This window comes from Pediococcus parvulus (genome assembly GCF_007990205.1).
GTDB lineage: Bacteria > Bacillota > Bacilli > Lactobacillales > Lactobacillaceae > Pediococcus > Pediococcus parvulus.
The window spans coordinates 55706-79241 of record NZ_BJWE01000003.1; the positions used below are offsets into that span (position 1 = coordinate 55706).

A 23536-nucleotide genomic window follows, 5' to 3' on the forward strand; every position below is an offset into this window, starting at 1 on the left:
TTTGAAATGGACAGAAATAATTGTACAAACCTCAAATGAGGCAGTAGAAGCAGTTACTAATATTTTGGAAACGGCTGGATCCAAGGGAGTTAAGATCGAAGACGCTGAAGATTATAAAAAATTACGCGCTGGTCGATTTGGGGAAATCTTAAATTTGGCGGATATTCCTCATATCAAAAGTGGTGCGTCAGTGACCGGGTATTATCCTGAATCAATAAAAGTTGACGACTTGTTACCACAAATTAAACATCAAGTTGACCAACTTATAAGCTTTGGTTTAGACCCAGCGCCTGCAAACGTCTTGCAAAAGCCATTAGAAGAAACGGAATGGCAAACTGCTTGGAAAAAGTATTATCATCCAGTTCGAATTACCCGTTATTTAACGGTAGTTCCCGATTGGGAAACTTACAAAAAAACGGCCGATGAGGAAAAGATTTTAAAGTTAGATCCTGGTATGGCCTTCGGGACGGGAACCCATCCCACAACACAATTGTGTTTGCAGGCGTTGGAAATGTATTTACGTGGTGGCGAAGAACTCATTGATGTTGGTACTGGTTCAGGTGTTTTAAGTATTGCGGCCAGCAAAATGGGGGCAGGAAAAATTAGGGCCTTTGATTTGGATCAGGTGGCGGTTGATTCGGCTGTGGAGAATCTAAAGCTAAATCCAGATGTAAAAAATATTGAAATCAAACCAAATGATTTACTTGAGGGAATTCAAGTACAAGCAGATGTTGTTGTGGCAAATATTTTGGCTGAAATCATTGAGCCTTTAGTACCACAAGCAAAAAAATGTTTGAAGCCGGGTGGTTTATTTATTACTTCTGGAATTATCAAAGATAAATTAAATTTAATCCTTGATGATTTGCAAAAAGATAATTTCGAAATTATTGAAGTTTTACAAATGAAAGATTGGCGGGCAATCGTAGCAAAAAAGCCGGCGGAAGATCAGTGATGTTAAATTAGTGAAACCTAATCAAAGTTTTGATCAATATAGATAAGATGGGAAGGAGTAAAGGCATGCAACGTTATTTTACTGATCAGATGATTCAAACAAAAGTTTCTTTTTCAATAGCCGGTGATAATTTTCACCATTTGGTACGAGTGATGCGTGCTAAAGTGAATGATCAGGCTGAATTTGTTTCAAAAAAGCATGAGGTTTTTATTGGGAAAATTGAAAGAATTGATCCCCAAGAGGCTCATATAATGCCTATCTATCAACTTGAAAAATCGGCGGAACTGCCAGTAGAAGTGACGATTGCATGTGGCATTTCTAAAGGTGATAAAAGTGAATATATTGTGCAAAAGGGCACGGAAATGGGCGCAAGAAATTTTATTTTTTTGCCAACCGAATTTTCTGTAGCTAGATGGCCAGAAAAAAAGGTCACGCGAAAAGTTGAGCGTCTCCAAAAAGTTGCAAAGTCGGCTGCAGAGCAATCACATCGCAATTATATTCCAACTGTGACCTATTATAATGATTTGCAAACTTTATCTAAATGGCCGGGAAAGTTTAAAATTGTGGCTTATGAAGAATCTGCCAAGCATGGCGAGCACACACAATTACACGCCCAAATTGGAAAAATGCAACCGAATGACACTGCATTAGTGTTGTTCGGTCCAGAAGGTGGATTAGCTAATAGTGAGGTCGAATCCTTAAGAGACGTGGGGTTTGTAAGTGTTGGCCTCGGACCCCGAATTTTACGTGCAGAAACGGCACCATTATATTTACTTTCTGCTATTTCCGTTTTAAAGGAAATGAGGTAGAATTAGGAAATATACTTTGAAAGTCAGCAGTGGAGGGATGAATTTGAATAAAACTTTAAAATTTTTTGTCCAAATAAAATGGCGATATTGGGTTGCCGGGGTGGTTTTAGGCGTCTTATTACCGTTTGTTTTACATATTACAAGTGCTTCCCATGTTTTTATTGATCTGTGGTTTTTAATGATCATTAATACACTAGCTGCCATAATTTTGGGATCTTTAATTAAGGCTAATCGTGTGCACTGGGCGTTATTGTGGTTATTTCCAATTTTCTTTTTACTAGGTGTGCATTTGTTTTTACCAAGATACGCTTACTATTTTGTAATTGTTTATTTGAGCACAAGTTATATTGCATATGGGTTAACGAGTTAATCTCTAAAGTTTTAAAAATTATAAAGGGGGCTTACTTATGTCACAAGAGCCGGTTCTTTCTGCTCAAGATGTTTTAAATATGTGTCGAAAATATATGAATGCCGATCACGTGGCGATTGTTCAGAAAGCTTGTGATTTTGCCACCTATGTTCATCAGGATCAATATCGTCAATCTGGTGAAGCTTATATTATGCATCCTATTCAAGTTGCGGGGATCTTAGCTGAACTAAAAATGGATCCGGCAACAATTTGTGCGGGTTTTTTGCATGACACGGTCGAGGATACACTTATTACTTTGGGAGACATCAAGGAGTTATTTGGCTCTGATGTCGCCGTTATTGTGGATGGCGTTTCCAAGATTAGTAAAATTCGCTATAAATCTAACCAAGAACAACTTGCTGAAAATCATCGTAAGTTACTACTTGCGATGTCAAAAGATATTCGGGTCATTATTGTAAAATTAGCTGATCGATTGCATAATATGCGAACTTTGGAGCACCTGCGCCCGGACAAACAACGCCGAATTGCAAATGAAACGTTGGAAATTTATGCACCGCTTGCCGATCGATTAGGAATTAGTACCATTAAATGGGAATTAGAGGATATTTCGTTACGGTATTTAAATCCACAACAATATTATCGAATTGCGCATTTGATGAATTCTCGCCGCGATCAACGCGAAGAGTATATTGCTTTTGCAATTAAGGACATTAAAGACGCGTTAGATGCTTTAAATTTACATGAAATTGATATTTATGGTCGTCCTAAGCATATCTATTCTATTTACCGAAAAATGGTTGACCAACACAAACAATTTAGTCAGATTTATGATCTGCTGGCTATTCGAGTTATCACTCCTTCTATTAAGGATTGCTACGCAGTTTTAGGAGCCATTCACACTCGCTGGAAACCGATGCCTGGCCGTTTTAAAGATTATATCGCGATGCCCAAGGCTAATATGTATCAGTCATTACACACAACGGTTGTTGGTCCAGAAGGCAAACCTCTAGAGGTTCAAATTCGAACTGAGGAAATGCACCGAGTTGCTGAATATGGTGTTGCAGCTCATTGGGCGTATAAAGAAGGTAAAACAGATAAAGTTCAAACCAGTGATACTGGCAAAAAGCTGAATTGGTTTAAAGAAATTGTTGAGCTACAGGATGAAAGTAAAGATGCCGCTGATTTTATGGATTCTGTAAAGGGCGATCTTTTTGGCGATCGCGTTTATGCATTTACACCCAAGGGAGACGTCTTTGAACTTGCCAAAGGATCCGGTCCATTGGATATGGCTTACACGATTCATACAGAAGTTGGAAACCATACGACGGGTGCCAAGGTCAATGGAAAGATTGTGCCATTGGATTATAAAATTAAAAATGGCGACATTGTCGATATTTTAACTTCTTCTAGTTCTGCGGGACCAAGTCGCGATTGGATTAATTTAGTCTCTACTCGTAGAGCACGTAATAAAATTAAGCAATTTTTTAGACAGCAAGACCGTTCTGAAAATATCGAAAAAGGCCGCGAAGCTATTGAACACCAACTTAGGCAAACAGGTTTTGATCCATTAATTGTCCTAGAGTCGGAGAAGCTCGAAAAAGTTACTAATAAACTACACTATAGTTCTGTCGATGATCTATATGCTGCAGTTGGTTTTGGAGATCTCGCTCCGGTTGGGGTAGCTAATCGATTAACTGATGATGTCCGCGCTAAACAAGAGGAAGATCGAAAACGGCAAGAAGAACATGAACTCCTTGAAGAGCACCAGACAATTTCAAATGATCATGATTCAGAAAAGGAACGCAAAAAGAAGAGTTCCTCGAGCGGTATTATTATTGAAGGGGCCGATAACCTTTTGGTTCGGTTAAGTCATTGCTGTAATCCAGTTCCAGGGGATCCGATTGTGGGTTATATTACCAAAGGGCGTGGTGTTTCGGTTCATCGTGAAGATTGTCCAAATGTGACACATGCTGAGTCCCAGGACGAACGGTTGATTGGTGTTGAATGGGAAGATACGGCTGATGCACATAACAATTATGCGGCCGATCTTGAAGTTGAAGGCTATAATCGTAATGGCATGTTGAACGATATATTAAAAAAAGTCAATAACACAACACGCTACTTAAATTCTGTAAATGGAAAAGTTGATCATAATCGCATGGTGACAATCAGTTTGACAGTTGGTGTGCGCAATTTGAATCATCTTAATCATATTATGGATAGTTTAAAAACTGTGAAGGATGTATACGTGGTCAAGCGACCTACACATTAAGCTTACAAACTGACCTTGAAATTTAACTTTAATCTTATGTTTAAGGATTTTAGTTTAGACTTCAGGGTTTTTGTTTTAATTTTTATAAAAGGAGTAATTGATAATGAGAGTAGTTTTACAGCGAGTTAAACATGCACAAGTTTCCATAAAACAAGAATCAGTCGGTAAAATTAACACTGGTTATTTATTATTGGTTGGTTTTGAAGATAAGGATGGCACTGAACAAATTGATTATTTAGTTCATAAAATTGTTAACCTTCGTGTGTTTGAAGATGAAAAGCACAAAATGAATTTAAATTTAGCAAAAGTGAATGGTAGCATTTTGTCTGTTTCTCAATTCACACTTTATGCAGATACGAAGCATGGTAACCGTCCTGGTTTTACGGATGCCGGGGATCCGAAACATGCAAAGAAATGTTATGACCAATTTAATCAGAAACTAAGAGAAGCTGGTGTCATAGTTGAAACTGGCGAATTTGGGGCTGACATGCAAGTTGATTTGCAAAATGACGGGCCAGTAACCATTATTTATGACACGGATCAACTTTAAGTTAGGAGTTTTCACATGGATTTATTTTGGGATTTTGATGGGACTTTGTTTGATACTTATCCAATTATGGTCGAAAGTTTCGAAGCGGCTTTAACCGCAAATCAGGTACTTCACACGACGGCAGTTGATTTATATCAGGCCATGCGGCGAGGGTCATTAGGGAAAACGCTAGCAAAATATGCGCATAAAAATGGTTTGGATCTCGCAAATCTTAAACAAGATTATGCGAAAGATGAATCGGAAATTTTGGGCAGGGCAATACCATTTTCAAATGCCTATGAAGTCTGCCAGAAAAACGTCCTTTGGAACGGCCGTAACTTTTTGCTTACCCATCGAGATGATCAAGCTAAGAAATTATTAGCAATGCATGGTTTCGGAGAATTATTTACAGGGTATGTGACAGGAGCCAATCAGTTTCCTAGGAAACCGAATCCAGCTTCTTTAAATTATTTAATTAAACAGTTTAAAGTCAACAAAAAAACTGCCATCATGATTGGAGATCGTAATCTCGACATTTTGGCAGCTCATAACGCGGGTATTAAAGGAATTCTATTTGACCCGGATCATACTATTCAAGTGACAAGTTCACCTGAAAAACAAATTAAAGACCTAGCCGAATTATTGGTTATTTTTAACTAAAAAGTCCTATTCAAAAAACTGGGTAAGTGCAACTGTGACTGCAGAAGCAACTTGCTTTCGGTAGTGATAGCTACTAATTTGTTTAAAATCGTTGCTGGTGTTGATATAGCCGCCCTCAATTAACAATGCGGGTTGCGTATTGTCACGAATCACTTCGAAGTCCCCAAATTGGACACCTCGATTATTTAAACTGATTTTTGATTTTAGCTGGCTATTCACTAATTCGGCGAGCCTTAATGACGTTTTTTTGTGGTAGTAGTAAGTGGTATCACCGGAACCAGAGTTGTTTTCTGGTGCAGAATCATAATGAAAGCTGATAAAGGCATTTGCTTTGTGTTTATTGGCCATAGTTGCTCGAGCTGCCAGACTTACGTATTCATCGGTTGATCTTGTCATCAAAACACGTGCGCCTTTTGCCTCAAGTGATTTTTGTACAAGTTTGGCTGTTTTTAAAGTGTAAGTCTTTTCTTCATGTTTTTGATTAATTCCTAGAGCACCAGAGTCATTGCCACCGTGACCAGGATCTAACACAATAGTTGCTTCGGAAAGATTGGTGGCCTTACTGAAATTAAATTTGCGGTTGGTCAGCCAGCTGGGAATCCAGCCGAAATGATCGTCATTATAGCGAACACGTAGCCAACCACTTTTCTTCTTTAAAACAGTGACCCGTTTTCCTGAATTAACTATTCCAGATTTAGAATATGAAAGGGCTGGTCCGGTGCGAACCACCACATTATCTAAACTAACACGCACTGTTTTATCAGAAAAGAGCGTATATGTCAGAAAAAATGTGGCAATTAAAAAAATTAAAATGATGCTTAGTTGAAGTCGATTTTGCTTGATTAGATTGCGAAACTTAGTGGTCATAATTTATACTCCGTATTTCAGATTCTTTTCATTATTATATACCAGATGACGCGAAAATTGCGATATTTCTCTTTGAACCCTTGACAGCGAACCGATAGTTTAGTAATTTTAATGGTAGTTTAATATTAAAACCAGAGACAAAGAATAGTAAGCAGTCTCCTTTTTCAGAGAACCCAGAATTGCTGTGAGTGGGTATTTGGATCTGCTAAAGACACTTTCGAGGTGAGTCTGATATTCAGACTCCGTTGTAAGACGTTATCTAGATGAGTATTTAATTAAGGTGGTACCGCGCCTAAGCGCCCTTGTATAAAAACAAGGGCGTTTTTTATTGTTTTTAGAATTTTTTAAGATCTATAGGAGGGTTTACTATGAAATATCAACGTCCAAAAGGGACGGCCGACATTTTACCTGAAGAGGCTGTTGCTTGGAGTTACATTGAAGATGTTGCAAAAAAATTGTTTGCAAATTATCGATTTAACGAAATTCGTACCCCAATGTTTGAAAATTTTGAAGTTTTTTCTCGAAGTGCTGGTGATACATCTGATATTGTGACAAAGGAAATGTATGATTTTCACGATAAAGGGGATCGACACATCACCCTTCGTCCTGAAGGAACTGCTGGTGTTGTGCGAGCTTTTGTTGAAAATAAGCTTTATGGTCCGGAACAAATTAAGCCAGTTAAACTTTACTACATGGGACCAATGTTTCGATATGAGCGACCACAATCAGGTCGACTTCGTGAATTTCATCAAATTGGTGTAGAGGCATTTGGTAGTGAAAGTCCTAATTTAGATGTTGAAGTCATTTCGATGGGCATGCATTTATTGAAAAAATTGGGAATTAAAAATCTCAAACTTGTGATTAATACTTTGGGTGATCAAGAAACTAGGAAAGCTTATCGAGCAGCATTGATTGCTTATCTAGAACCTCATTTTGATGAATTAAGTGATGATTCCAAGGAACGTTTGCACCGGAATCCTTTACGAGTACTAGATAGCAAGGATAAGAATGACCAAAAATTAGTTGCTGATGCGCCTTCCATTTTGGATTATTTGAGTGAAGATTCAAAAAAACATTTTGAAACTGTTAAACAACTTTTAGATGACTTAGATATGCCCTATGAAGTAGATGCATCCATGGTGCGCGGACTAGATTATTATAATCACACGATTTTTGAAATTATGGCGCATGATAAGGTGCTAGGAGATGGCGACGTTACAGTTTGTGCTGGTGGCCGGTATAATGGCCTAGTTGAAGAATTGGGAGGCCCAGAGACGCCAGGAATTGGTTTTGGGCTAGGTGTTGAGCGACTTTTATTATTGATGCAGGCTCAAAAGGCAGCATTGCCGGAAACTAACTCATTAGATGTTTATGTTGTGGGAATTGGTGATGAGACAAAGGCTGAAACCTTAAAAATAGTTGAGGCTGTTCGTGAAAATGGCTTTAGTGCTGATCAAGATTATCTCGATCGAAAACCTAAAGCACAGTTTAAAACAGCTAATCGGCTGAATGCCAAAATTGTGATGACAATTGGAAACGACGAGTTGGCTAATCAAGTGGTAAATTTAAAGGTCATGGCCACGGGTGATGAGCACCAAGTCAAACTTGAAGATGTGTATAAAAATTTTCCAAAACTATTTGGCAAATTCTTAGAGAAATAGGAGATAGGTAATATGAAACGCACAACATATGCTGGTTTAGTGAATAAACAATATTTGAACCAAGACGTTGTTTTAAAAGGTTGGGTTCAGAAGCGACGTGATCTGGGTAATTTAATTTTTATTGATTTACGTGATCGTGAAGGAATCGTTCAGTTAGTTTTCAGTAAGGAATTTTCTGAAACGGCTTTAGATGTCGCTGATGAGCTACGTAGCGAATACGTCATTGAAATTAACGGGAAAGTTGTTCCAAGATCAGAAAAAGAAATTAATCCGAACATGAAAACTGGGGAAGTCGAAGTTGAGGTCCATGAAGCAAAGATTTTAAATAAGGCGAAAACACCACCATTTTACATTCAAGACAATATCAACGTTTCTGATGAATTACGTCTTAAATATCGATACCTTGACTTACGACGCCCTGAAATGCAAAAGGGCCTGATGATTCGTAATCGTATCACCCAAGCTGTTCATAGCTACTTTGATGAAAACGGGTTTATTGACATTGAAACGCCAGATTTAACGAAATCAACGCCTGAAGGAGCCCGTGATTATTTAGTTCCTTCAAGACTTTATCCTGGGCATTTCTATGCTTTGCCACAGTCACCACAATTATTTAAGCAGTTGTTAATGGGGGCAGGTTTTGATCGCTATTATCAAATTGCACGTTGTTTCCGTGATGAAGATTTACGCGGGGACCGTCAACCTGAGTTTACCCAAATCGATATGGAAACTAGTTTTCTAGATGCAGAAGAGATTCAAGATTTGACCGAAGGCTTAATTGCTAAAGTCATGAAAGACACCTTAGATATTGACGTTAAATTACCTTTTGACCGAATTAGTTGGAATGAATCTATGGCCCGCTTTGGAACGGATCAACCTGACGTTCGTTTTGGAATGGAATTAAAGGATCTTTCTGACATTATGAAAGATTCCGAATTCAAAGTCTTTTCAGGGGCTGTTGCGAATGGTGGACAAGTTAAAGCAATTGCGGTTCCTGGTGGCGCTGACTTATATTCTCGCAAGGCAATTGACAAGTACACCGAATATATTAAACGGTTTGGCGCAAAGGGGTTAGCTTGGCTGAAAGTTACAGATGATAGTTTTTCAGGCCCCATTGCTAAATTCTTTAAAGATGATGCGATTCGGGAACAGATTTTAAATGCCACCGAAGCTAAGAATGGTGATTTACTATTATTTGTTGCTGACCGTATCAAAGTTGTGGCAGATACTTTGGCATATTTGCGGGTTACAATTGCAAAAGAGCAGAATATGATTCCAGACGACAAATTTGCCTATCTGTGGGTCGTAGACTGGCCATTGTTTGAATATGACGAAGGGGATGGACGTTGGGTTCCTGCGCACCATCCATTCACGATGCCAAATGAAGAAGATGTACACTATCTAATGAACGATGATGAAGATCCTCATAAAGCGCATGCACAAAGCTATGACATTATTTTAAATGGTTTGGAACTTGGTGGTGGATCAATTCGTATTCATGATCGCAAACTTCAAGGCCGCATGCTGAAAGCCTTAGGATTTACCAAAGAGCGGGCTGAAAAGAGTTTTGGTTATCTCTTGGATGCGTTGGATACTGGTTTTCCACCACATGGTGGCCTTGCAATTGGTTTGGATCGTTTTGCACGTTTGCTAGCTAAACGTGATAATATTCGCGATGTTATTGCCTTTCCTAAGAATTCAAAAGCCGTTGAGCCAATGACTTCTGCACCACGACCAGTAGCTGAGAAACAACTACAAGAATTACATCTATTTTCAGTAAATGAAAATGATGAAAATAACGAAAATAAATAGATTATAAATTTTGATCAGCTGAGTAATGCTTAAGATTACCAGCTGATTTTAATTATTTAATCAAAAAATCAGAAAACAAAAGTGGGTTATGATACTATATAAGCTGAATGTAGCTTGAAGTTAATTTTGTAAAAATGGAGATGTTGAATAATGAGTAAAGAAGAAACAGCAATTTTTGCGGGTGGATGTTTTTGGTGCATGGTTCAACCATTTGACTCGTTGCTAGGCATTAAAAAGGTAGTTTCTGGTTATACAGGTGGTCACACTGTGAATCCCACCTATGAAGAGGTTAGCTCGCATACAACTGGCCATACTGAGGCAGTTAAGATTACATTTGATCCTGAAATTATGTCTTATCAACAGTTAGTTCAAATTTACTGGCAACAAACAGATCCAACCGATGCTATGGGCCAATTTCAAGATCGGGGAGATAATTATCGACCAGTTATCTTTGTGAATAGTCCAGAGCAACGCCGAATTGCAGAACAATCACGGGATGCACTTGCAGTAAGTGAACAGTTTGACGATCCAATTGTGACCAAAATTGAAGATGTGGCTCCATTTTATCCTGCAGAAGATTATCATCAGGATTTCTATCGAAAAAATCCTGAAAGATACGCACAGGAAGAGGCTGGTGGCCGAGACACTTTCAAAAAAGCTCATTGGGAAAAGGAGAATTAATGACTTTTCATGGATAAACAGTTTAAAAAGATTGCCAAACGACATCAATACACTGCCTTAGCTGGAACTGCTTTTATTTATGCAATTTTAGTTTCAATCGCGATGAACTTCTTTTGGACCCCAGGTAAGATCTATGCTTCAGGAATTACCGGTTTTGCGCAGTTAGTTTCGACACTAAGTGGTCGCTATCTGCCTTTTAGTCTATCGACAGCGCTTATGCTTTTTGTCTTAAACGTTCCGCTGTTTTTCTTAGCATGGGCTCAGATTGGTCATCGATTCACTTTATTTACGATTTTATCGGTTGGTCTTGCAAGTATTATGATTAAAGTGTTGCATCCCATGACGTTGACTACGGATCCAATCATTTGCGCTATTTTTGGTGGAGCAGTAAACGGTTATGGTACAGGGCTAGCCTTAAAAAATGGACTGTCAACTGGTGGTCTAGATATTTTAGGAATGGTTTTACGAAAACGAACAGGAAAAAGTATTGGGACCATTAATATGGTGTTTAATGCATTTATTGTTTGTGCAGCAGGATACGTTTATGGTTGGCCATACGCATTTTATTCCGCCATTGGTTTAATTGTAAATGCCAAAATTATGGACATGACGTATACTAGGCAACAACGCATGCAAGTGATGATTGTCACGGATAGGCCGAAGAGCGTGATTGATAGTGTGCAAAACCATATTCGGCGAGGTATTACAATTGTTCACGGAGCTGAAGGTGCCTACAATCATCATCAAAAAACCATCCTGTTTACTATTATTTCACGGTATGAAATGAGTGAACTGGAAATGGCGATGAAGGAGTCAGACCCGAAAGCGTTTGTAAGCATTTCTGGGAGTGTCAAAATTTTAGGGCATTTCTATGAGCCGTCACTATAAATCAAGGAGCAAGCGAAATGAAGAATATTTATATGTTTCTTGTTCGACTATGTTCGCTATTATTTGCTGGGCAAAGAAAAACACAAGTCACTTATTTAATGAGTTTTGGAAATAATAATGAGTTTGTTAGCCGTTTAGCAGAACGAATTGCACCACTAAAACTGAATGTCTATTATCAGCATGAGGTTGAAAACGATGTTCAAGAATTAAAAACTATTAAAACCATTCAATTAACGGAATTCGATAATGGCTCTTTTGTATTTTTTAAGTTAATCCCTCAATTAATGCGTAGTAAGTTAATTTTAATTGATAATTACTATCCTTTTATGGGAGGAATTATCAAAACAAAACGGATGCGAGTGTCACAGTTATGGCATGCAAATGGGGCTATTAAAGAATTCGGATTCAGTGATCCCTCAACTGAACGACGACGTCCATCAGCGCAAGTCCGATTTCAACGGGTTTACGATGTGATGGATGATATTTTCGTTGGTTCTCAAAAAATGGCTGATATTTTTCAAATAAATTATCGTCTAGATGGTCATCAAATGCGCAAATTGGGTTACCCAAGATCAGATAAATTTAGTGATAAAAATTGGGTTACTCAAGCAAGAGATAAATTTTTTACCCGTTACCCTGAACTAAAGGACAAGCGTTTGATTTTATATGCGCCGACCTATCGGAAGGGAGTCAAATTTTCTTTTGCTCCGGGATTTGAAAATCTGAAATTACCAAAAAATACCGTTTTAATTTTACGGTTGCATCCTCATTTACAGGATTTGGAAAAGCAATGGGAGCAAAAAGAATCTTTTATTACTTCAATTGATCCAAAAATCTCAACAGATGAGTTATTAACGGTTACCGATACACTTGTCACGGATTACTCGTCTATTTTATTTGATTATACTTTGCTTGATAATGCGCATAATATTGGGTTATTTACCTTTGACCAAAACGATTTTGAAAAGAAAGTTGGTTTACAAAGGGATTTTTCTGATGACTTTCATGCCATTATGATTACTAGTGTTGATCAACTTTCACGTTTTTTTGCAAATCCAGAAGACCAAAAAAGTATTATTATGGCAATTAATGAAACGTGGAATCAATATAATGATGGTAAGGCTGCGGAACGAATAATTGATTTTTTGATGAAACGGAGTGGCTTTTAAATGTTTCATATGATTGGACAACTCATAAAAGTTCTAATCCGCTACTTTTTGATATTAATCAATGACTGTCTTATTTGTTTGCCTATTAAACGCCACTTAATTATTTTTGAAAGTTTTAATGGGCAAGATGTTAGTGATAATCCTGCAGCAATCTATCAAGAATTAGTTTTGACCCATCCAGAGTATGCACCTTCCTTGTTTTTTGGCATTAAGGGTCGACGTTTTGAAGAAGTAAAAAGAACATATCCAGAAATTCAGATACTAAAACGTTGGTCGTTTAAATGGATATGGACTGTTGCACGTGCGGAATACTGGGTGTTTAATTCACGCATGCCATTGTGGTGGCATAAGAATCGGGGAACTACATATGTGCAAACCTGGCACGGAACACCATTAAAGAAATTGGGTATAGATATTGAAAACGTGGAGATCCCTGGGACAACTACGACAGAATATCATGCAGCTTTTAAAAAAGAATCAGCACGTTGGAATTATTTGATTGCTCCTAATTCTTATTCAGAAGCCATTTTCAAACGTGCATTTGGCTTTAATAATAAATTTATTCGATCGGGGTACCCGCGTAATGATGTGTTGTATTTAGATAATAATTTAGACACTATTCGTCATTTAAAACTTAAAATTCTTGGTGCTAGTGATGCTAAAGTAGTTTTGTACGCGCCAACTTGGCGGGATGATGAGTTTATTTATAAGGGACGCTATCGTTTTGATTTACCGTTTGATTTAAAAAAGTTTTTTTCGCTAGTTTCACCTGATACAATTCTGATTATTCGACCTCATTATTTGGTTAAAGATCATATTGATATTCGTGGATTTGAAAAACGTGTGAGAATTTTAGCTGATACTGACATTAATCAACTTTATTTGATTAGTGATTTGCTGATTACCGATTACTCATCAGTTATGTTTGATTTTGCCAACTTGCATCGACCAATGCTCTTTTTCCCTTATGATTTAGATCACTATGCAGGTAAACTACGAGGTTTTTATTTTAATTATTTAGAAGAATGTCCTGGCCCAATTGTGACCACCACAACAGAATTTTATAAACAACTTTCTGTGTTTAATTCTGAGGGGACGTTTGCCAACTATGACCGTCAGTTTAATGAGTTTCAGAAGAAATTTACAAGTTGGGAAAAAGGAACGGCTGCAAAACAAGTTATTAAAGCGATTGGAATTTACGAGGAGGAATAAGGCATGTTATTAGGATCTCACGTAAGTATGAAAGCACCTAAAATGTTTTTGGGTTCAGTAGAAACTGCAATTACTTATAAAGCGAATACGTTTATGATTTATACAGGTGCTCCGCAGAATACGAGGCGCAAACCGATTGAAGAGCTTCGGATCTCTGAGGGTCAAAAGCTCATGCAGCAAAACTCGCTAAGCAACTTGATCATTCACGCACCTTATATTGTGAATTTAGGAAACACAAAAAAGCCGGAAAGTTTCGAGTTTGGGGTCAATTTTTTAAAGAATGAAATCAAACGGGCGGATGCCTTGGGTGCGAGTGAAATTGTTTTACATCCAGGAGCCCATGTGGGAGCTGGGCCACAGGCTGCAATTGATCAGATTGTGCAGGGATTAAATGAAATCCTGTCTGAAGATCAACATGTTCAGATTGCAATCGAAACGATGGCCGGAAAAGGGACTGAGGTCGGGAAAACTTTTGAAGAGATTGCTGAAATCGTTAAAAGAGTAAAGTTGCAGGATAAGATTGCTGTCTGTTTTGATACCTGTCATACGAGTGATGCAGGTTATGGGATTCGAGATCACTTTGACGACGTTCTTGAAGAGTTCGACCAAAAAGTTGGTTTGAACTATTTAAAGGTTATCCATTTGAATGATTCCAAAAATCCGCAGGGGAGTCATAAAGATCGGCATGCAGATATTGGTCTGGGCACAATTGGATTTAAAACGCTGAATAAAATAGTCCACCATCCTCAACTCACGGCGGTTCCAAAGATTATGGAAACTCCGTGGATTCCAGATCCTAATGATGTTAAACAAAAATATGCGCCGTATGGTTATGAAATTGCCATGCTGAGAGCAGAAAAGTTTAATCCTGATTTAGTTTCCGATGTACTTGAACAAACTGAATTTGATGCGTTTTTAAAGTAAATTAAAAAAACAAAACAAAGTCGGCAAAAACTATGTTTTTGCCGACTTTGTCTTGTTTTATTCACTCTTTTTGTAAAATTCTTATTCTTCGCTTACATCCACATCGAGACTTTCCATAATTAATGTTGCAGTTTCCTCAATGGATTTATTAGAAGTTTTGATGACTAAACATCCCAAACGTTTGAAGATTTCATCAGCGTAATCTAACTCGAGTTTGATTCCTTCCGTGTTAGAGTATGAAGAATCTGGATTTAAACCATAAGAAATCATTCGTTGCCGTCGAATATCATTTAAAACTTCTGGCGTTGTAGTTAAACCGAAGATTTTTTTAGGATCAACTTTCCAAATTTCATCAGGAATTGCAGCTTGTGGTACAAGTGGTAGATTGGCAACTTTAAATCCTTTATTAGCTAAGTAAAGAGAAAGTGGTGTTTTTGAAGTCCGAGAAACACCAAGAAGCACAATATCAGCCTTTAAGAAGCCAGTCGGATCTTTACCATCATCATAGGTTACGGCAAATTCCATTGCAGCAATTTTGTCAAAGTAGCCTTCATCTAAACTATGCACAGTCCCAGGTTTATTAGCTGCTTTTTGACCTGTTTGTTGTTTAAAAAGCGAAATTGCAGGGGTTAAAACATCATAATACAAGATTTTGGCTTGCTCACATTGATCTTTTGCAAACTTATTTAGTTCTGGATTAACAAATGTAGAAAATACCATGGCTTTTTGACGTTTTGCACGTTTCAAAATGCCATCGAGTAAAGACGTTGTCTGTGTAAACGGATAACGATCAAATTCAAATTTTTCATTTGGAAATTGAGCAGAAGCAGCCTTGGCTACAGAATCTGCAGTTTCTCCAACTGAATCAGAAATTATAAATACTTTTGTTGACATAATCAATCACCCTCATCCTTTTAAGTTAAGTCTACCATACAGGGACGGGAATGAGAACGGTTTTATGAACTTTCAAATGAATTTTAAAAAACCGCAATTGTTTTGTTGACGTAAAAATCTATGTTATGTATAATAATAAAGAACACAGATTTAATTCAATAAGTTTGTCGTTACTTTAGAGCTCGGAGGGAGGGATTCAAAATGTCAAAAACAGTCGTTCGTAAAAACGAGTCACTTGATGACGCTCTTCGCCGCTTTAAACGTACAGTTTCTAAATCAGGTACTTTACAAGAATATCGTAAACGTGAATTCTACGAAAACCCAAGTGTAAAACGCAAGTTAAAATCAGAAGCTGCAAGAAAACGCAAGAACAAGAAACGCTTCTAATTTTTAATGCTCCTGAAAAATCAGGAGCTTTTTTTGTATCATAAACTTTGATAAGGGGATATACTGATGAGCCTAGTACAAACAATTACAGACGATATGAAAACAGCAATGAAAGCCAGAGACAAGGATACTTTAAGTGTTATTCGAATGATTAAAGCGGCGTTGATGAATGAAAAGGTTAAGGTAAACCACGAATTGAGTGACGAAGAAGCTCAAACGGTTATTGCTCGTGAATATAAACAGCGTAAAGAATCTATTGAAGAGTTTAAAAAAGGTAACCGTGACGATTTAGTTAAAGGCACGGAAGCCGAACTCAAAATTGTTGGGAAATATATGCCTCAGCAATTAAGCAAAGAAGAAATTGAAAAAATTGTTGCAGATACGATTGCTTCGGTTGGGGCAAGCAGCACCTCTGATTTTGGTAAAGTAATGGGTGCCGTAATGCCTAAGGTTAAAGGCAAAGCAGATGGTAAGTTGGTTAATCAGGCAGTAAAGAGTCAACTTAGCTAGAACCGTAGCAAAATAAACATTAATTAAGGAGCAAATACCACTTGGCTGAACAAAAAACAGTTGAAAAGGAATTTCTGTTATCAAATCCAAGCGAAGAAATGTCGCTTCTTGGTAACCAAGATAAATTTGTGCAAATTCTTGAAGAAGGCATGCAGGTCTCAATCCATCCGTTTGGAGAAAAAATCACCATTTCAGGTGAAGAGGAGCCAGTTAAACGAACAGTAAACGTGTTCAAAAATCTTTTGTCACTTGTTAAACAAGGCATTCAGTTGAACAGTGCAGACGTTGTCAGTGCAATGAAAATGGCTGATAAAGGTACTTTGAACTATTTTCAAGATATGTATAAGGAAACCCTAATTAAGGATAATAAGGGCAAAGCAGTAAGGGTTAAAAACTATGGTCAAAGACAGTACGTTGATTCTGTTAAACGAAACGACGTCACTTTTGGAATTGGCCCGGCAGGAACTGGGAAAACATATTTAGCAGTTGTGATGGCAATTGCTGCTTTAAAACGGGGCGAAGTTGATAAATTAATTTTGACCCGCCCAGCCGTTGAAGCTGGTGAAAGCCTTGGTTTTCTTCCTGGTGATCTCAAAGAAAAAGTCGATCCTTATTTACGTCCGGTTTACGATGCTCTTTATCAAATCATTGGTGCTGAACATACTACTCGATTGATGGATAGAGGTGTCATTGAAATTGCACCATTAGCATACATGCGGGGTCGAACATTGGATGATGCTTTTGTTATTCTTGATGAAGCACAAAATACAACCAGTGCACAAATGAAAATGTTTTTAACTCGCTTAGGATTTGGCTCAAAAATGATTGTAAATGGGGATATCACACAAATTGACTTACCCCATGGTGTTCGTAGTGGATTAGTTGAGGCACAACGAATTCTGCAAAACGTTCGGCACATTGGATTTGTCGGTTTTGATTCAGAAGATGTTGTGCGTCATCCAGTGGTAGCAGAAATTATAAACGCTTATGAGGGACATAAATCAAATTAAAAATGGAGTCGATTTAGATTATGGATATTCAAATTTATGACCATACAAAAGAAGAACCTAAGGAAAACATTGAATTAATTCAAAACGTTTTAGAATTTGCTGGTAATTATCTGAAATTAGCAGAAAATACTGAAATGTCTGTGACTTTAATGCATAATGATGAAATTCATGAAATTAATAAAACTTATCGTCAAGTTGATCGGGCAACCGATGTTATCAGTTTTGCGATTGAAGATGATTCTGATGAAGACCCGATTATTTTAGATGACGAGTTAGCAGAAGAGATAACCCCCAACATTGGTGATCTCATGGTTTCGGTTGATAAAGTTAAAGAACAGGCAGAGTACTTGGGTCATTCTTATCAACGAGAACTTGGTTTTCTATGTGTACACGGTTTTTTACATTTAAATGGTTATGATCACATTAAGCCCGAAGATCAAAAAATTATGTTTCCTCTTCAGAAAGAAATTTTGAATGCTTATGGCCTTAAAAGATAAAAAGCAAACTGAAAAAAATCATACTTTTAAGCAATCGTTTGTCCATGCTTGGAGTGGCGTTATTCGTATTTTTCGTGAAGAACGTAACATGCGTATTCATAGTATTTTGGCGGTTATCGTTATTTTGTTTGCTTGGGGATTGCGGTTGACAGGTCCTGAATGGTACTGGATTATTGCTTGTATTGGATCCATGTTGGTGACAGAGACTTTTAATACTGTTGCTGAAAACTTGGTAGATTTAGTGACTGAAAAGACTTATAGTGAGTTAGGTAAACACATTAAGGATATGGCTGCAGGTGCAGTTTTGATTGCAGCTTGTTTTTCGGGAATTATTGGATTATGTATTTTTGTTCCCAAGATTTGGATGCTTTTAATCCATTAGAATAGGAGAAATACTTTGGAAAATTCAAACAAGAACAAAAAGTTTCATTCTGGTTTTGTTGCAATTGTTGGGCGACCTAACGTCGGAAAATCGACATTCATGAATTACGTAATTGGTCAAAAAATTGCAATCATGAGTAACGTCCCTCAAACGACACGAAATAAGATTCAGGGTATTTATACCACTGATAAAGAACAGATTATTTTCATTGATACACCTGGAATCCATAAGGCTCACAATAAATTGGGTGACTTTATGGTGCAATCTTCTTTATCCACGTTAAATGAAGTGGATGCCGTAATGTTCATGATTAGTGCTAATGAAGAACGGGGTGCGGGTGATAACTTCATCATTGAACATCTGAAACAGATTAAAAAGCCGGTTTATTTGGTTATCAACAAGATTGATCTCATTAATCCAAACAAATTACTTGAGATTATGGACGACTATAAAGATGCTGTGGATTGGAAAGAAGTGGTCCCAATTTCGGCTATCCAAGGTAACAATGTCTCCGAATTTATTGATACTTTGGCAGCAGAATTACCTGAAGGCCCTCAATACTATCCAGATGACCAAGTAACTGATCATCCGGAACGCTTCATAGCGGCGGAATTAATCCGGGAAAAAGTCCTCATGTTAACTAGACAAGAAGTTCCACATTCTGTAGCAGTAGTCATTGAAAGTTTGAAACGGCAAGACAAACGAAAAATTCATATTCAGGCTACAATTATTGTTGATCGTCCCACCCAAAAAGGGATTATCATTGGACATGGTGGGCAAATGCTAAAGAAAATCGGTACTTTAGCTCGTGAAGATATTGAAAGACTTCTTGGTGACAAAGTTTATCTTGAACTTTGGGTAAAGGTTTCCGAAGGTTGGCGTGATAAACAATCACTTTTGCAATCATATGGGTATCGGAAAGATAACTATTAAGGGTAAGTTTTAATGGCAGTACAAACAACAGCACAGTTTGAAGGCATTGTCATGTTTCGCAAAGATTATCGAGAACGTGACCAGTTGGTAAAGTTTTTTACTCGCGAATTTGGCAAAAAAATGTTTTACATTCGTGGGGCCAGAAAAAGAGGTTTTAAATTAGCAGCTGCCATTCTTCCCTTCACAAGAGGCACGTATGTGGGCTTAATTAGAGAAAAAGGCCTTTGTTATTTAAATGCAGAAAAAAAGCTCACCCAATTTGAGCAAATTAATCAAGATATTGAACGTAATGCTTATATCACGTATATTTTAAATTTAATTGATTCGGCGTTCTCAGATAATCAAGCCATTCCAGTCTGGTTTGATATGGCATCAGATGCATTAGATATGATCAATAATGGTTTTGATCCAGAAATCATTAGCCATATATTTGAACTACAACTTTTACCAACTTTTGGAGTTCAGCAAGAGTGGCAACAATGTATTGTTTGTCATCGAACGGATTTACCGCTAGATTATTCTGAAGCTTCAGGTGGGATGCTTTGTCAGAATCATTGGCACATTGATCCTAGGCGATCCCATCTTGACCGGCGCACAATCTTTTATTTGCAGCGATTAAGTTCTGTGCAACTTAAAAATATTCGTTCAATCAAAGTTCGAACGGAAACCAAGTTGAGATTAAAAGCGCTGATCGATACTATCTATCAAGATGAGGTTGGTTTGAGCTTAAAAAGCAAACATTTTATTGACACCATGAATTCATGGAATTAGGCCGTTGAACATTGACTTTAGCGCGTAATTATTCTAGTATAGAAATGAATTTAATACTGAACAATGATGAAAAGGATTTTTAAATAGACTTCAAGAGAGCTTAGGCTGGTGGAACTAAGCAGTGTGTTTAAATAATTGGCGTTTCGGAGTTCGCAAATTAAGCTGCTGACTTTTGTCAGAAGTAGGGTGGAACCGCGAATAAATCGTCCCTACGTAGATTATTTCTGCGTAGGTTTTTTTGTGTTCAAAATAAAAAAGGAGACACATAATGGTAAACAAATTAGCTGTTCAAGATATTATCCTGACCTTACAACATTATTGGTCCGACCAGGGTTGTATGTTAATGGAAGCTTATGATACTGAAAAAGGAGCAGGAACAATGAGTCCTTATACTTTCTTAAGAGCCATTGGCCCGGAGCCATGGAATGCGGCATATGTAGAGCCTTCACGTCGCCCCGCTGATGGTCGTTACGGAGAAAATCCTAATCGTCTTTATCAACATCACCAATTTCAAGTAGTGATGAAGCCTTCACCGGAAAATATTCAAGAACTCTATTTGGGCAGTTTAAAGGCCTTAGGAATTGAGCCACTGGAACATGATATTCGCTTCGTTGAAGATAACTGGGAAAACCCATCAATGGGCTGTGCCGGTGTTGGTTGGGAAGTTTGGCTTGATGGCATGGAAGTTACTCAATTTACGTATTTCCAACAAGTTGGTGGTTTAGAAGTTTCACCAGTTACTAGTGAGGTCACCTATGGATTGGAACGATTAGCTTCATATATTCAAAATGTGGACTCAGTATTTGATTTGGAATGGGGTCATGGCGTTAAATATGGTGAAATTTTCAAAGAACCCGAATATGAGCACTCAAAATATTCCTTTGAAGAAAGTAATCAGGACATGTTGTTACAACTGTTTGATGACTATGAACGTGAAGCTAAAGCCCAGATTAAAAACGGTCTGGTTCATCCTGCCTATGATTATATCTTAAAGTGTAGTCATACATTCAATTTGTTGGATGCTCGTGGCGCAGTTTCTGTAACAGAGCGGGCTGGCTATCTATCACGAATTCGTAATATGGCAAAGTCGGTTGCTAAGGCTTTTGTTCAAGAGCGCGAATCGCTTGGATTCCCACTTTTAAAAGATTCGGATCGTAAAGAGGAGGCAGAAAAATAATGACACATTCCTATTTACTTGAAATTGGTTTAGAAGAAATTCCGGCCCATGTTGTGACCCCAAGTATTGAACAGCTACAAAAACGGGTGACTGATTTTTTTGATGACGAAAGAATCACATTTGAAACCATCAAAACTTTTTCTACACCACGAAGGTTGGCAGTTTTAGTTAATGGATTAGCCGATCGCCAGGCGGATGAAGAAGAAGAAGTTAAAGGCCCAGCTAAAAAAATTGCAATGGATAAAGATGGCAATTGGTCAAAGGCTGCAATGGGCTTCACAAGAGGCCAAGGGGTCACAACTGACGACATTACGTTTAAAGAGCTTAAAGGAACCGAATATGTTTACGTCACTAAGAAGACGATTGGTCAAGATGTGGCCGATGTACTACCAAAATTAAAAACGGTTGTTGAAAAAATGACATTCCCAACCATGATGAAATGGGCAAATTATAGTTTCAAATATATTCGTCCCATTCGATGGATGGTGTCTCTTCTAGATGATCAAGTTGTGCCATTTTCAATTTTAGATGTTCAGGCAAGTAACGTTTCTCAGGGGCATCGTTTCCTTGGTAAGCCAGTGACGATTGCAAAGGCTCAGAATTATGAAGATCAGTTAAAATCAGTTTTTGTTATTGCGGATGCAACAAAACGAAAACAATTAATTAAAGACCAAATTGACGAAATTGCCAATGAAAAGAGCTGGAATATTGAGGTTGATCCGGACTTGTTGGAAGAAGTTAATAATTTGGTTGAATGGCCAACTGCTTTTGCGGGTCATTTTGACGAAAAATATCTTGAAATTCCTGAAGAAGTTTTAATTACTTCAATGCGGGATCATCAACGCTTCTTCTATGCCCGAAATAAATCAGGTCAACTTCTACCTAATTTCATTTCAGTTCGTAACGGCAACAAGAATCATCTAGAAAATGTTGTTCGCGGGAATGAAAAAGTACTCACCGCACGTTTGGAAGATGCAGCGTTCTTCTATCATGAAGATCAAAAGCACAGTATTGATTACTACGTTGGAAAACTTAAAAAAGTTAGTTTTCACGATAAAATTGGTTCTATGTATGAAAAGATGCAACGAGTTCAAGTTATTGCCCAAGAACTTGGAAAAAATGTTGGTTTGACTGACCAAGAACTGGCTGATGTTAAACGAGCAAGTGAGATCTATAAATTTGATCTTGTTACTGGAATGGTAGGCGAGTTTCCTGAATTACAAGGCGTTATGGGTGAAAAATATGCACTGCTTGGAAATGAAACTCCCGCGGTTGCTACAGCCATTCGGGAACATTATATGCCAGTAAGCGCTGATGGTGCTCTACCTGCTACAAAAGTAGGTGCCGTTTTAGCAATTGCTGATAAGTTTGATGATATTGGAAGTTTCTTCGCTGTTGATCTAATTCCAACTGGCTCAAATGACCCTTATGCTTTACGTCGACAGGCACTGGGCATTGTTCGCATTACGCGTGATCAAAACTGGCATTTTCCAATGCAAAGTTTGCAAAAGCAATTCCTTCAAGATTTGCGCAACCATAAAGCAACCTTTGATTTAGACTTTGACCAACATGCTTCTGATGTTCGAGAATTTATAAAGGATCGTGTTCGTCAATGGTTCTCAAATAAGAATGCGCGTTATGACATTGTCGAAGCTGTTACAAAGGGAACTAACTCCGATATTTTAAATATGTTGGATGCGGCTAAAGTGCTGGAAGCTCATAAAAATGATGCTGATTTCAAGGGAAATATCGAAGCCTTGACACGAGTTTTACGGATTTCTGAAAAGGCGAATCTTTCAAATCGTGATTTGGTTGTTGATCCTGCACTGTTTGAAAATGATTCAGAGCGTCACTTGTTTGACGCGGTTGAAGGCGTTCGCAAAGAGGCTAAAAACCGGACCCTGAATGAGAACTTTCAAGCCTTACAGAAACTGCGTCCATTAATTGAAACTTACTTTGATCAAACCATGATTATTGTTGACGACGAAAAAATTCGCAAAAATCGGTTAAATCAACTCACAATTTTAGCTAGATTAATTTTCTCAATTGGTAATTTAAAAGAATTGATTGTGAAATAGTAATTGTTAATTACTATAGGTTGAAACCACAAAAACTTATCTTGTTGCTTGATACGAAAATGTTCATAGCAACAAAATTAGATAAAATGCC

Annotated in this window: 24 protein-coding genes and 1 other annotated feature; of the genes, 22 read left to right on the plus strand and 2 right to left on the minus strand. The window is 37.7% G+C overall.

Features of this window, described 5'->3' with window-relative positions; genetic code table 11:
- Window position 1 precedes the first annotated feature (1 nt).
- The 6 genes from prmA (at window position 2) to PPA04_RS01665 (ending at window position 5592) form a co-directional block, all read left to right on the plus strand.
- Window positions 2-952: a 50S ribosomal protein L11 methyltransferase gene (gene prmA, locus PPA04_RS01640; RefSeq protein ID WP_057782700.1), complete on the plus strand. Its 951-nt coding sequence runs from the start codon at window positions 2-4 to the stop codon at window positions 950-952.
- A gap of 65 nt (window positions 953-1017) precedes the next feature.
- On the plus strand, window positions 1018-1761 hold the full coding sequence (locus PPA04_RS01645) for a 16S rRNA (uracil(1498)-N(3))-methyltransferase (protein WP_057782702.1): 744 nt from the start codon (window positions 1018-1020) through the stop codon (window positions 1759-1761).
- A gap of 43 nt (window positions 1762-1804) precedes the next feature.
- Window positions 1805-2131, plus strand: coding sequence for a hypothetical protein (locus PPA04_RS01650; RefSeq protein ID WP_057782704.1), 327 nt, complete (start codon window positions 1805-1807; stop codon window positions 2129-2131).
- 37 nt (window positions 2132-2168) lie between these two features.
- The gene (locus PPA04_RS01655) at window positions 2169-4403 is read left to right on the plus strand and encodes a RelA/SpoT family protein (protein WP_057782706.1); all 2235 of its coding nucleotides are present in this window, start codon (window positions 2169-2171) and stop codon (window positions 4401-4403) included.
- A gap of 103 nt (window positions 4404-4506) precedes the next feature.
- On the plus strand, window positions 4507-4953 hold the full coding sequence (gene dtd / locus PPA04_RS01660) for a D-aminoacyl-tRNA deacylase (protein ID WP_057782708.1): 447 nt from the start codon (window positions 4507-4509) through the stop codon (window positions 4951-4953).
- 15 nt (window positions 4954-4968) lie between these two features.
- A complete protein-coding gene (locus PPA04_RS01665; protein ID WP_057782710.1) occupies window positions 4969-5592 on the plus strand; it encodes an HAD-IA family hydrolase in 624 nt (207 codons plus the stop codon).
- A gap of 6 nt (window positions 5593-5598) precedes the next feature.
- Here the strand turns inward: PPA04_RS01665 and PPA04_RS01670 are convergent, their stop codons facing one another.
- Window positions 5599-6459 carry an N-acetylmuramoyl-L-alanine amidase family protein gene (locus PPA04_RS01670; RefSeq protein WP_057782712.1) on the minus strand — a complete coding sequence of 287 codons (861 nt, stop codon included), beginning with the start codon at window positions 6457-6459 and terminating at the stop codon, window positions 5599-5601.
- 125 nt (window positions 6460-6584) lie between these two features.
- Window positions 6585-6766 (plus strand) — a binding site (T-box leader).
- Between the two features lie 61 nt (window positions 6767-6827).
- Between PPA04_RS01670 and hisS the strand changes: the two genes are divergently transcribed.
- From hisS to PPA04_RS01705, 7 genes are all read left to right on the plus strand, one after another.
- Window positions 6828-8120, plus strand: a complete 1293-nt coding sequence (gene hisS / locus PPA04_RS01675; RefSeq protein WP_057782714.1) for a histidine--tRNA ligase — start codon at window positions 6828-6830, stop codon at window positions 8118-8120.
- A gap of 12 nt (window positions 8121-8132) precedes the next feature.
- Window positions 8133-9932, plus strand: coding sequence for an aspartate--tRNA ligase (gene aspS / locus PPA04_RS01680; RefSeq protein ID WP_057782716.1), 1800 nt, complete (start codon window positions 8133-8135; stop codon window positions 9930-9932).
- A 150-nt stretch (window positions 9933-10082) separates the two neighbouring features.
- Window positions 10083-10613 (plus strand): peptide-methionine (S)-S-oxide reductase MsrA, encoded by a 531-nt coding sequence (gene msrA, locus PPA04_RS01685; RefSeq protein ID WP_057782719.1) that lies wholly within the window; start codon window positions 10083-10085, stop codon window positions 10611-10613.
- Window positions 10614-10622: 9 nt separating this feature from the next.
- Window positions 10623-11501 carry a YitT family protein gene (locus tag PPA04_RS01690; protein WP_057782721.1) on the plus strand — a complete coding sequence of 293 codons (879 nt, stop codon included), beginning with the start codon at window positions 10623-10625 and terminating at the stop codon, window positions 11499-11501.
- 17 nt (window positions 11502-11518) lie between these two features.
- Entirely contained in the window at window positions 11519-12670 is a 1152-nt protein-coding gene (locus PPA04_RS01695; RefSeq protein ID WP_057782723.1) for a CDP-glycerol glycerophosphotransferase family protein, read from the plus strand.
- Window positions 12671-13882, plus strand: a complete 1212-nt coding sequence (locus PPA04_RS01700) for a CDP-glycerol glycerophosphotransferase family protein (protein ID WP_057782724.1) — start codon at window positions 12671-12673, stop codon at window positions 13880-13882.
- Window positions 13883-13885: 3 nt separating this feature from the next.
- Window positions 13886-14806, plus strand: a complete 921-nt coding sequence (locus PPA04_RS01705) for a deoxyribonuclease IV (protein ID WP_057782725.1) — start codon at window positions 13886-13888, stop codon at window positions 14804-14806.
- An 81-nt stretch (window positions 14807-14887) separates the two neighbouring features.
- On the opposite strand, the gene PPA04_RS01710 is transcribed toward PPA04_RS01705, so the two are convergent.
- Window positions 14888-15700 (minus strand): pyruvate, water dikinase regulatory protein, encoded by an 813-nt coding sequence (locus PPA04_RS01710; protein WP_057782726.1) that lies wholly within the window; start codon window positions 15698-15700, stop codon window positions 14888-14890.
- 201 nt (window positions 15701-15901) lie between these two features.
- Here PPA04_RS01710 and rpsU point away from each other — a divergent pair, with 201 nt between their 5' ends.
- The 9 genes from rpsU to glyS all read left to right on the plus strand — a co-directional run bounded on the left by rpsU (window position 15902) and on the right by glyS (window position 23445).
- On the plus strand, window positions 15902-16087 hold the full coding sequence (gene rpsU / locus PPA04_RS01715; RefSeq protein WP_057782728.1) for a 30S ribosomal protein S21: 186 nt from the start codon (window positions 15902-15904) through the stop codon (window positions 16085-16087).
- Window positions 16088-16153: 66 nt separating this feature from the next.
- Window positions 16154-16597 carry a GatB/YqeY domain-containing protein gene (locus PPA04_RS01720; protein ID WP_057782730.1) on the plus strand — a complete coding sequence of 148 codons (444 nt, stop codon included), beginning with the start codon at window positions 16154-16156 and terminating at the stop codon, window positions 16595-16597.
- Between the two features lie 41 nt (window positions 16598-16638).
- The gene (locus PPA04_RS01725; RefSeq protein ID WP_057782732.1) at window positions 16639-17607 is read left to right on the plus strand and encodes a PhoH family protein; all 969 of its coding nucleotides are present in this window, start codon (window positions 16639-16641) and stop codon (window positions 17605-17607) included.
- Between the two features lie 20 nt (window positions 17608-17627).
- Window positions 17628-18104: an rRNA maturation RNase YbeY gene (ybeY, locus tag PPA04_RS01730; protein WP_057782734.1), complete on the plus strand. Its 477-nt coding sequence runs from the start codon at window positions 17628-17630 to the stop codon at window positions 18102-18104.
- Complete coding sequence (locus tag PPA04_RS01735; RefSeq protein WP_057782736.1) at window positions 18082-18486, plus strand: diacylglycerol kinase family protein; 405 nt, start codon at window positions 18082-18084, stop codon at window positions 18484-18486. Before ybeY ends, PPA04_RS01735 begins: the two co-directional genes overlap by 23 nt.
- Window positions 18487-18501: 15 nt before the next feature.
- Window positions 18502-19419: a GTPase Era gene (gene era / locus PPA04_RS01740; protein WP_057782739.1), complete on the plus strand. Its 918-nt coding sequence runs from the start codon at window positions 18502-18504 to the stop codon at window positions 19417-19419.
- 12 nt (window positions 19420-19431) lie between these two features.
- Window positions 19432-20190 carry a DNA repair protein RecO gene (gene recO / locus PPA04_RS01745; protein WP_057782741.1) on the plus strand — a complete coding sequence of 253 codons (759 nt, stop codon included), beginning with the start codon at window positions 19432-19434 and terminating at the stop codon, window positions 20188-20190.
- 268 nt (window positions 20191-20458) lie between these two features.
- Entirely contained in the window at window positions 20459-21367 is a 909-nt protein-coding gene (gene glyQ / locus PPA04_RS01750; RefSeq protein WP_057782743.1) for a glycine--tRNA ligase subunit alpha, read from the plus strand.
- On the plus strand, window positions 21367-23445 hold the full coding sequence (glyS, locus tag PPA04_RS01755) for a glycine--tRNA ligase subunit beta (protein ID WP_057782745.1): 2079 nt from the start codon (window positions 21367-21369) through the stop codon (window positions 23443-23445). The genes glyQ and glyS overlap by 1 nt, the downstream gene beginning before the upstream one ends.
- The last annotated feature ends 91 nt before the right edge of the window (window positions 23446-23536 follow it).

What these genes read in the sequence shown, in the direction of transcription:
- rpsU (WP_057782728.1), top strand. Translation starts at nt 15,902, where the DNA reads ATGTCAAAAACAGTCGTTCGTAAAAACGAGTCACTTGATGACGCTCTT.
- dtd (WP_057782708.1), top strand. Translation starts at nt 4,507, where the DNA reads ATGAGAGTAGTTTTACAGCGAGTTAAACATGCACAAGTTTCCATAAAA.
- PPA04_RS01695 (WP_057782723.1), top strand. Translation starts at nt 11,519, where the DNA reads ATGAAGAATATTTATATGTTTCTTGTTCGACTATGTTCGCTATTATTT.
- PPA04_RS01710 (WP_057782726.1), bottom strand. Translation starts at nt 15,700, where the DNA reads ATGTCAACAAAAGTATTTATAATTTCTGATTCAGTTGGAGAAACTGCA.
- PPA04_RS01705 (WP_057782725.1), top strand. Translation starts at nt 13,886, where the DNA reads ATGTTATTAGGATCTCACGTAAGTATGAAAGCACCTAAAATGTTTTTG.
- PPA04_RS01655 (WP_057782706.1), top strand. Translation starts at nt 2,169, where the DNA reads ATGTCACAAGAGCCGGTTCTTTCTGCTCAAGATGTTTTAAATATGTGT.
- ybeY (WP_057782734.1), top strand. Translation starts at nt 17,628, where the DNA reads ATGGATATTCAAATTTATGACCATACAAAAGAAGAACCTAAGGAAAAC.
- PPA04_RS01690 (WP_057782721.1), top strand. Translation starts at nt 10,623, where the DNA reads ATGGATAAACAGTTTAAAAAGATTGCCAAACGACATCAATACACTGCC.
- msrA (WP_057782719.1), top strand. Translation starts at nt 10,083, where the DNA reads ATGAGTAAAGAAGAAACAGCAATTTTTGCGGGTGGATGTTTTTGGTGC.
- PPA04_RS01670 (WP_057782712.1), bottom strand. Translation starts at nt 6,459, where the DNA reads ATGACCACTAAGTTTCGCAATCTAATCAAGCAAAATCGACTTCAACTA.
- PPA04_RS01700 (WP_057782724.1), top strand. Translation starts at nt 12,671, where the DNA reads ATGTTTCATATGATTGGACAACTCATAAAAGTTCTAATCCGCTACTTT.
- hisS (WP_057782714.1), top strand. Translation starts at nt 6,828, where the DNA reads ATGAAATATCAACGTCCAAAAGGGACGGCCGACATTTTACCTGAAGAG.
- aspS (WP_057782716.1), top strand. Translation starts at nt 8,133, where the DNA reads ATGAAACGCACAACATATGCTGGTTTAGTGAATAAACAATATTTGAAC.
- PPA04_RS01645 (WP_057782702.1), top strand. Translation starts at nt 1,018, where the DNA reads ATGCAACGTTATTTTACTGATCAGATGATTCAAACAAAAGTTTCTTTT.
- PPA04_RS01720 (WP_057782730.1), top strand. Translation starts at nt 16,154, where the DNA reads ATGAGCCTAGTACAAACAATTACAGACGATATGAAAACAGCAATGAAA.
- glyS (WP_057782745.1), top strand. Translation starts at nt 21,367, where the DNA reads ATGACACATTCCTATTTACTTGAAATTGGTTTAGAAGAAATTCCGGCC.
- PPA04_RS01665 (WP_057782710.1), top strand. Translation starts at nt 4,969, where the DNA reads ATGGATTTATTTTGGGATTTTGATGGGACTTTGTTTGATACTTATCCA.
- glyQ (WP_057782743.1), top strand. Translation starts at nt 20,459, where the DNA reads ATGGTAAACAAATTAGCTGTTCAAGATATTATCCTGACCTTACAACAT.
- recO (WP_057782741.1), top strand. Translation starts at nt 19,432, where the DNA reads ATGGCAGTACAAACAACAGCACAGTTTGAAGGCATTGTCATGTTTCGC.
- PPA04_RS01735 (WP_057782736.1), top strand. Translation starts at nt 18,082, where the DNA reads ATGCTTATGGCCTTAAAAGATAAAAAGCAAACTGAAAAAAATCATACT.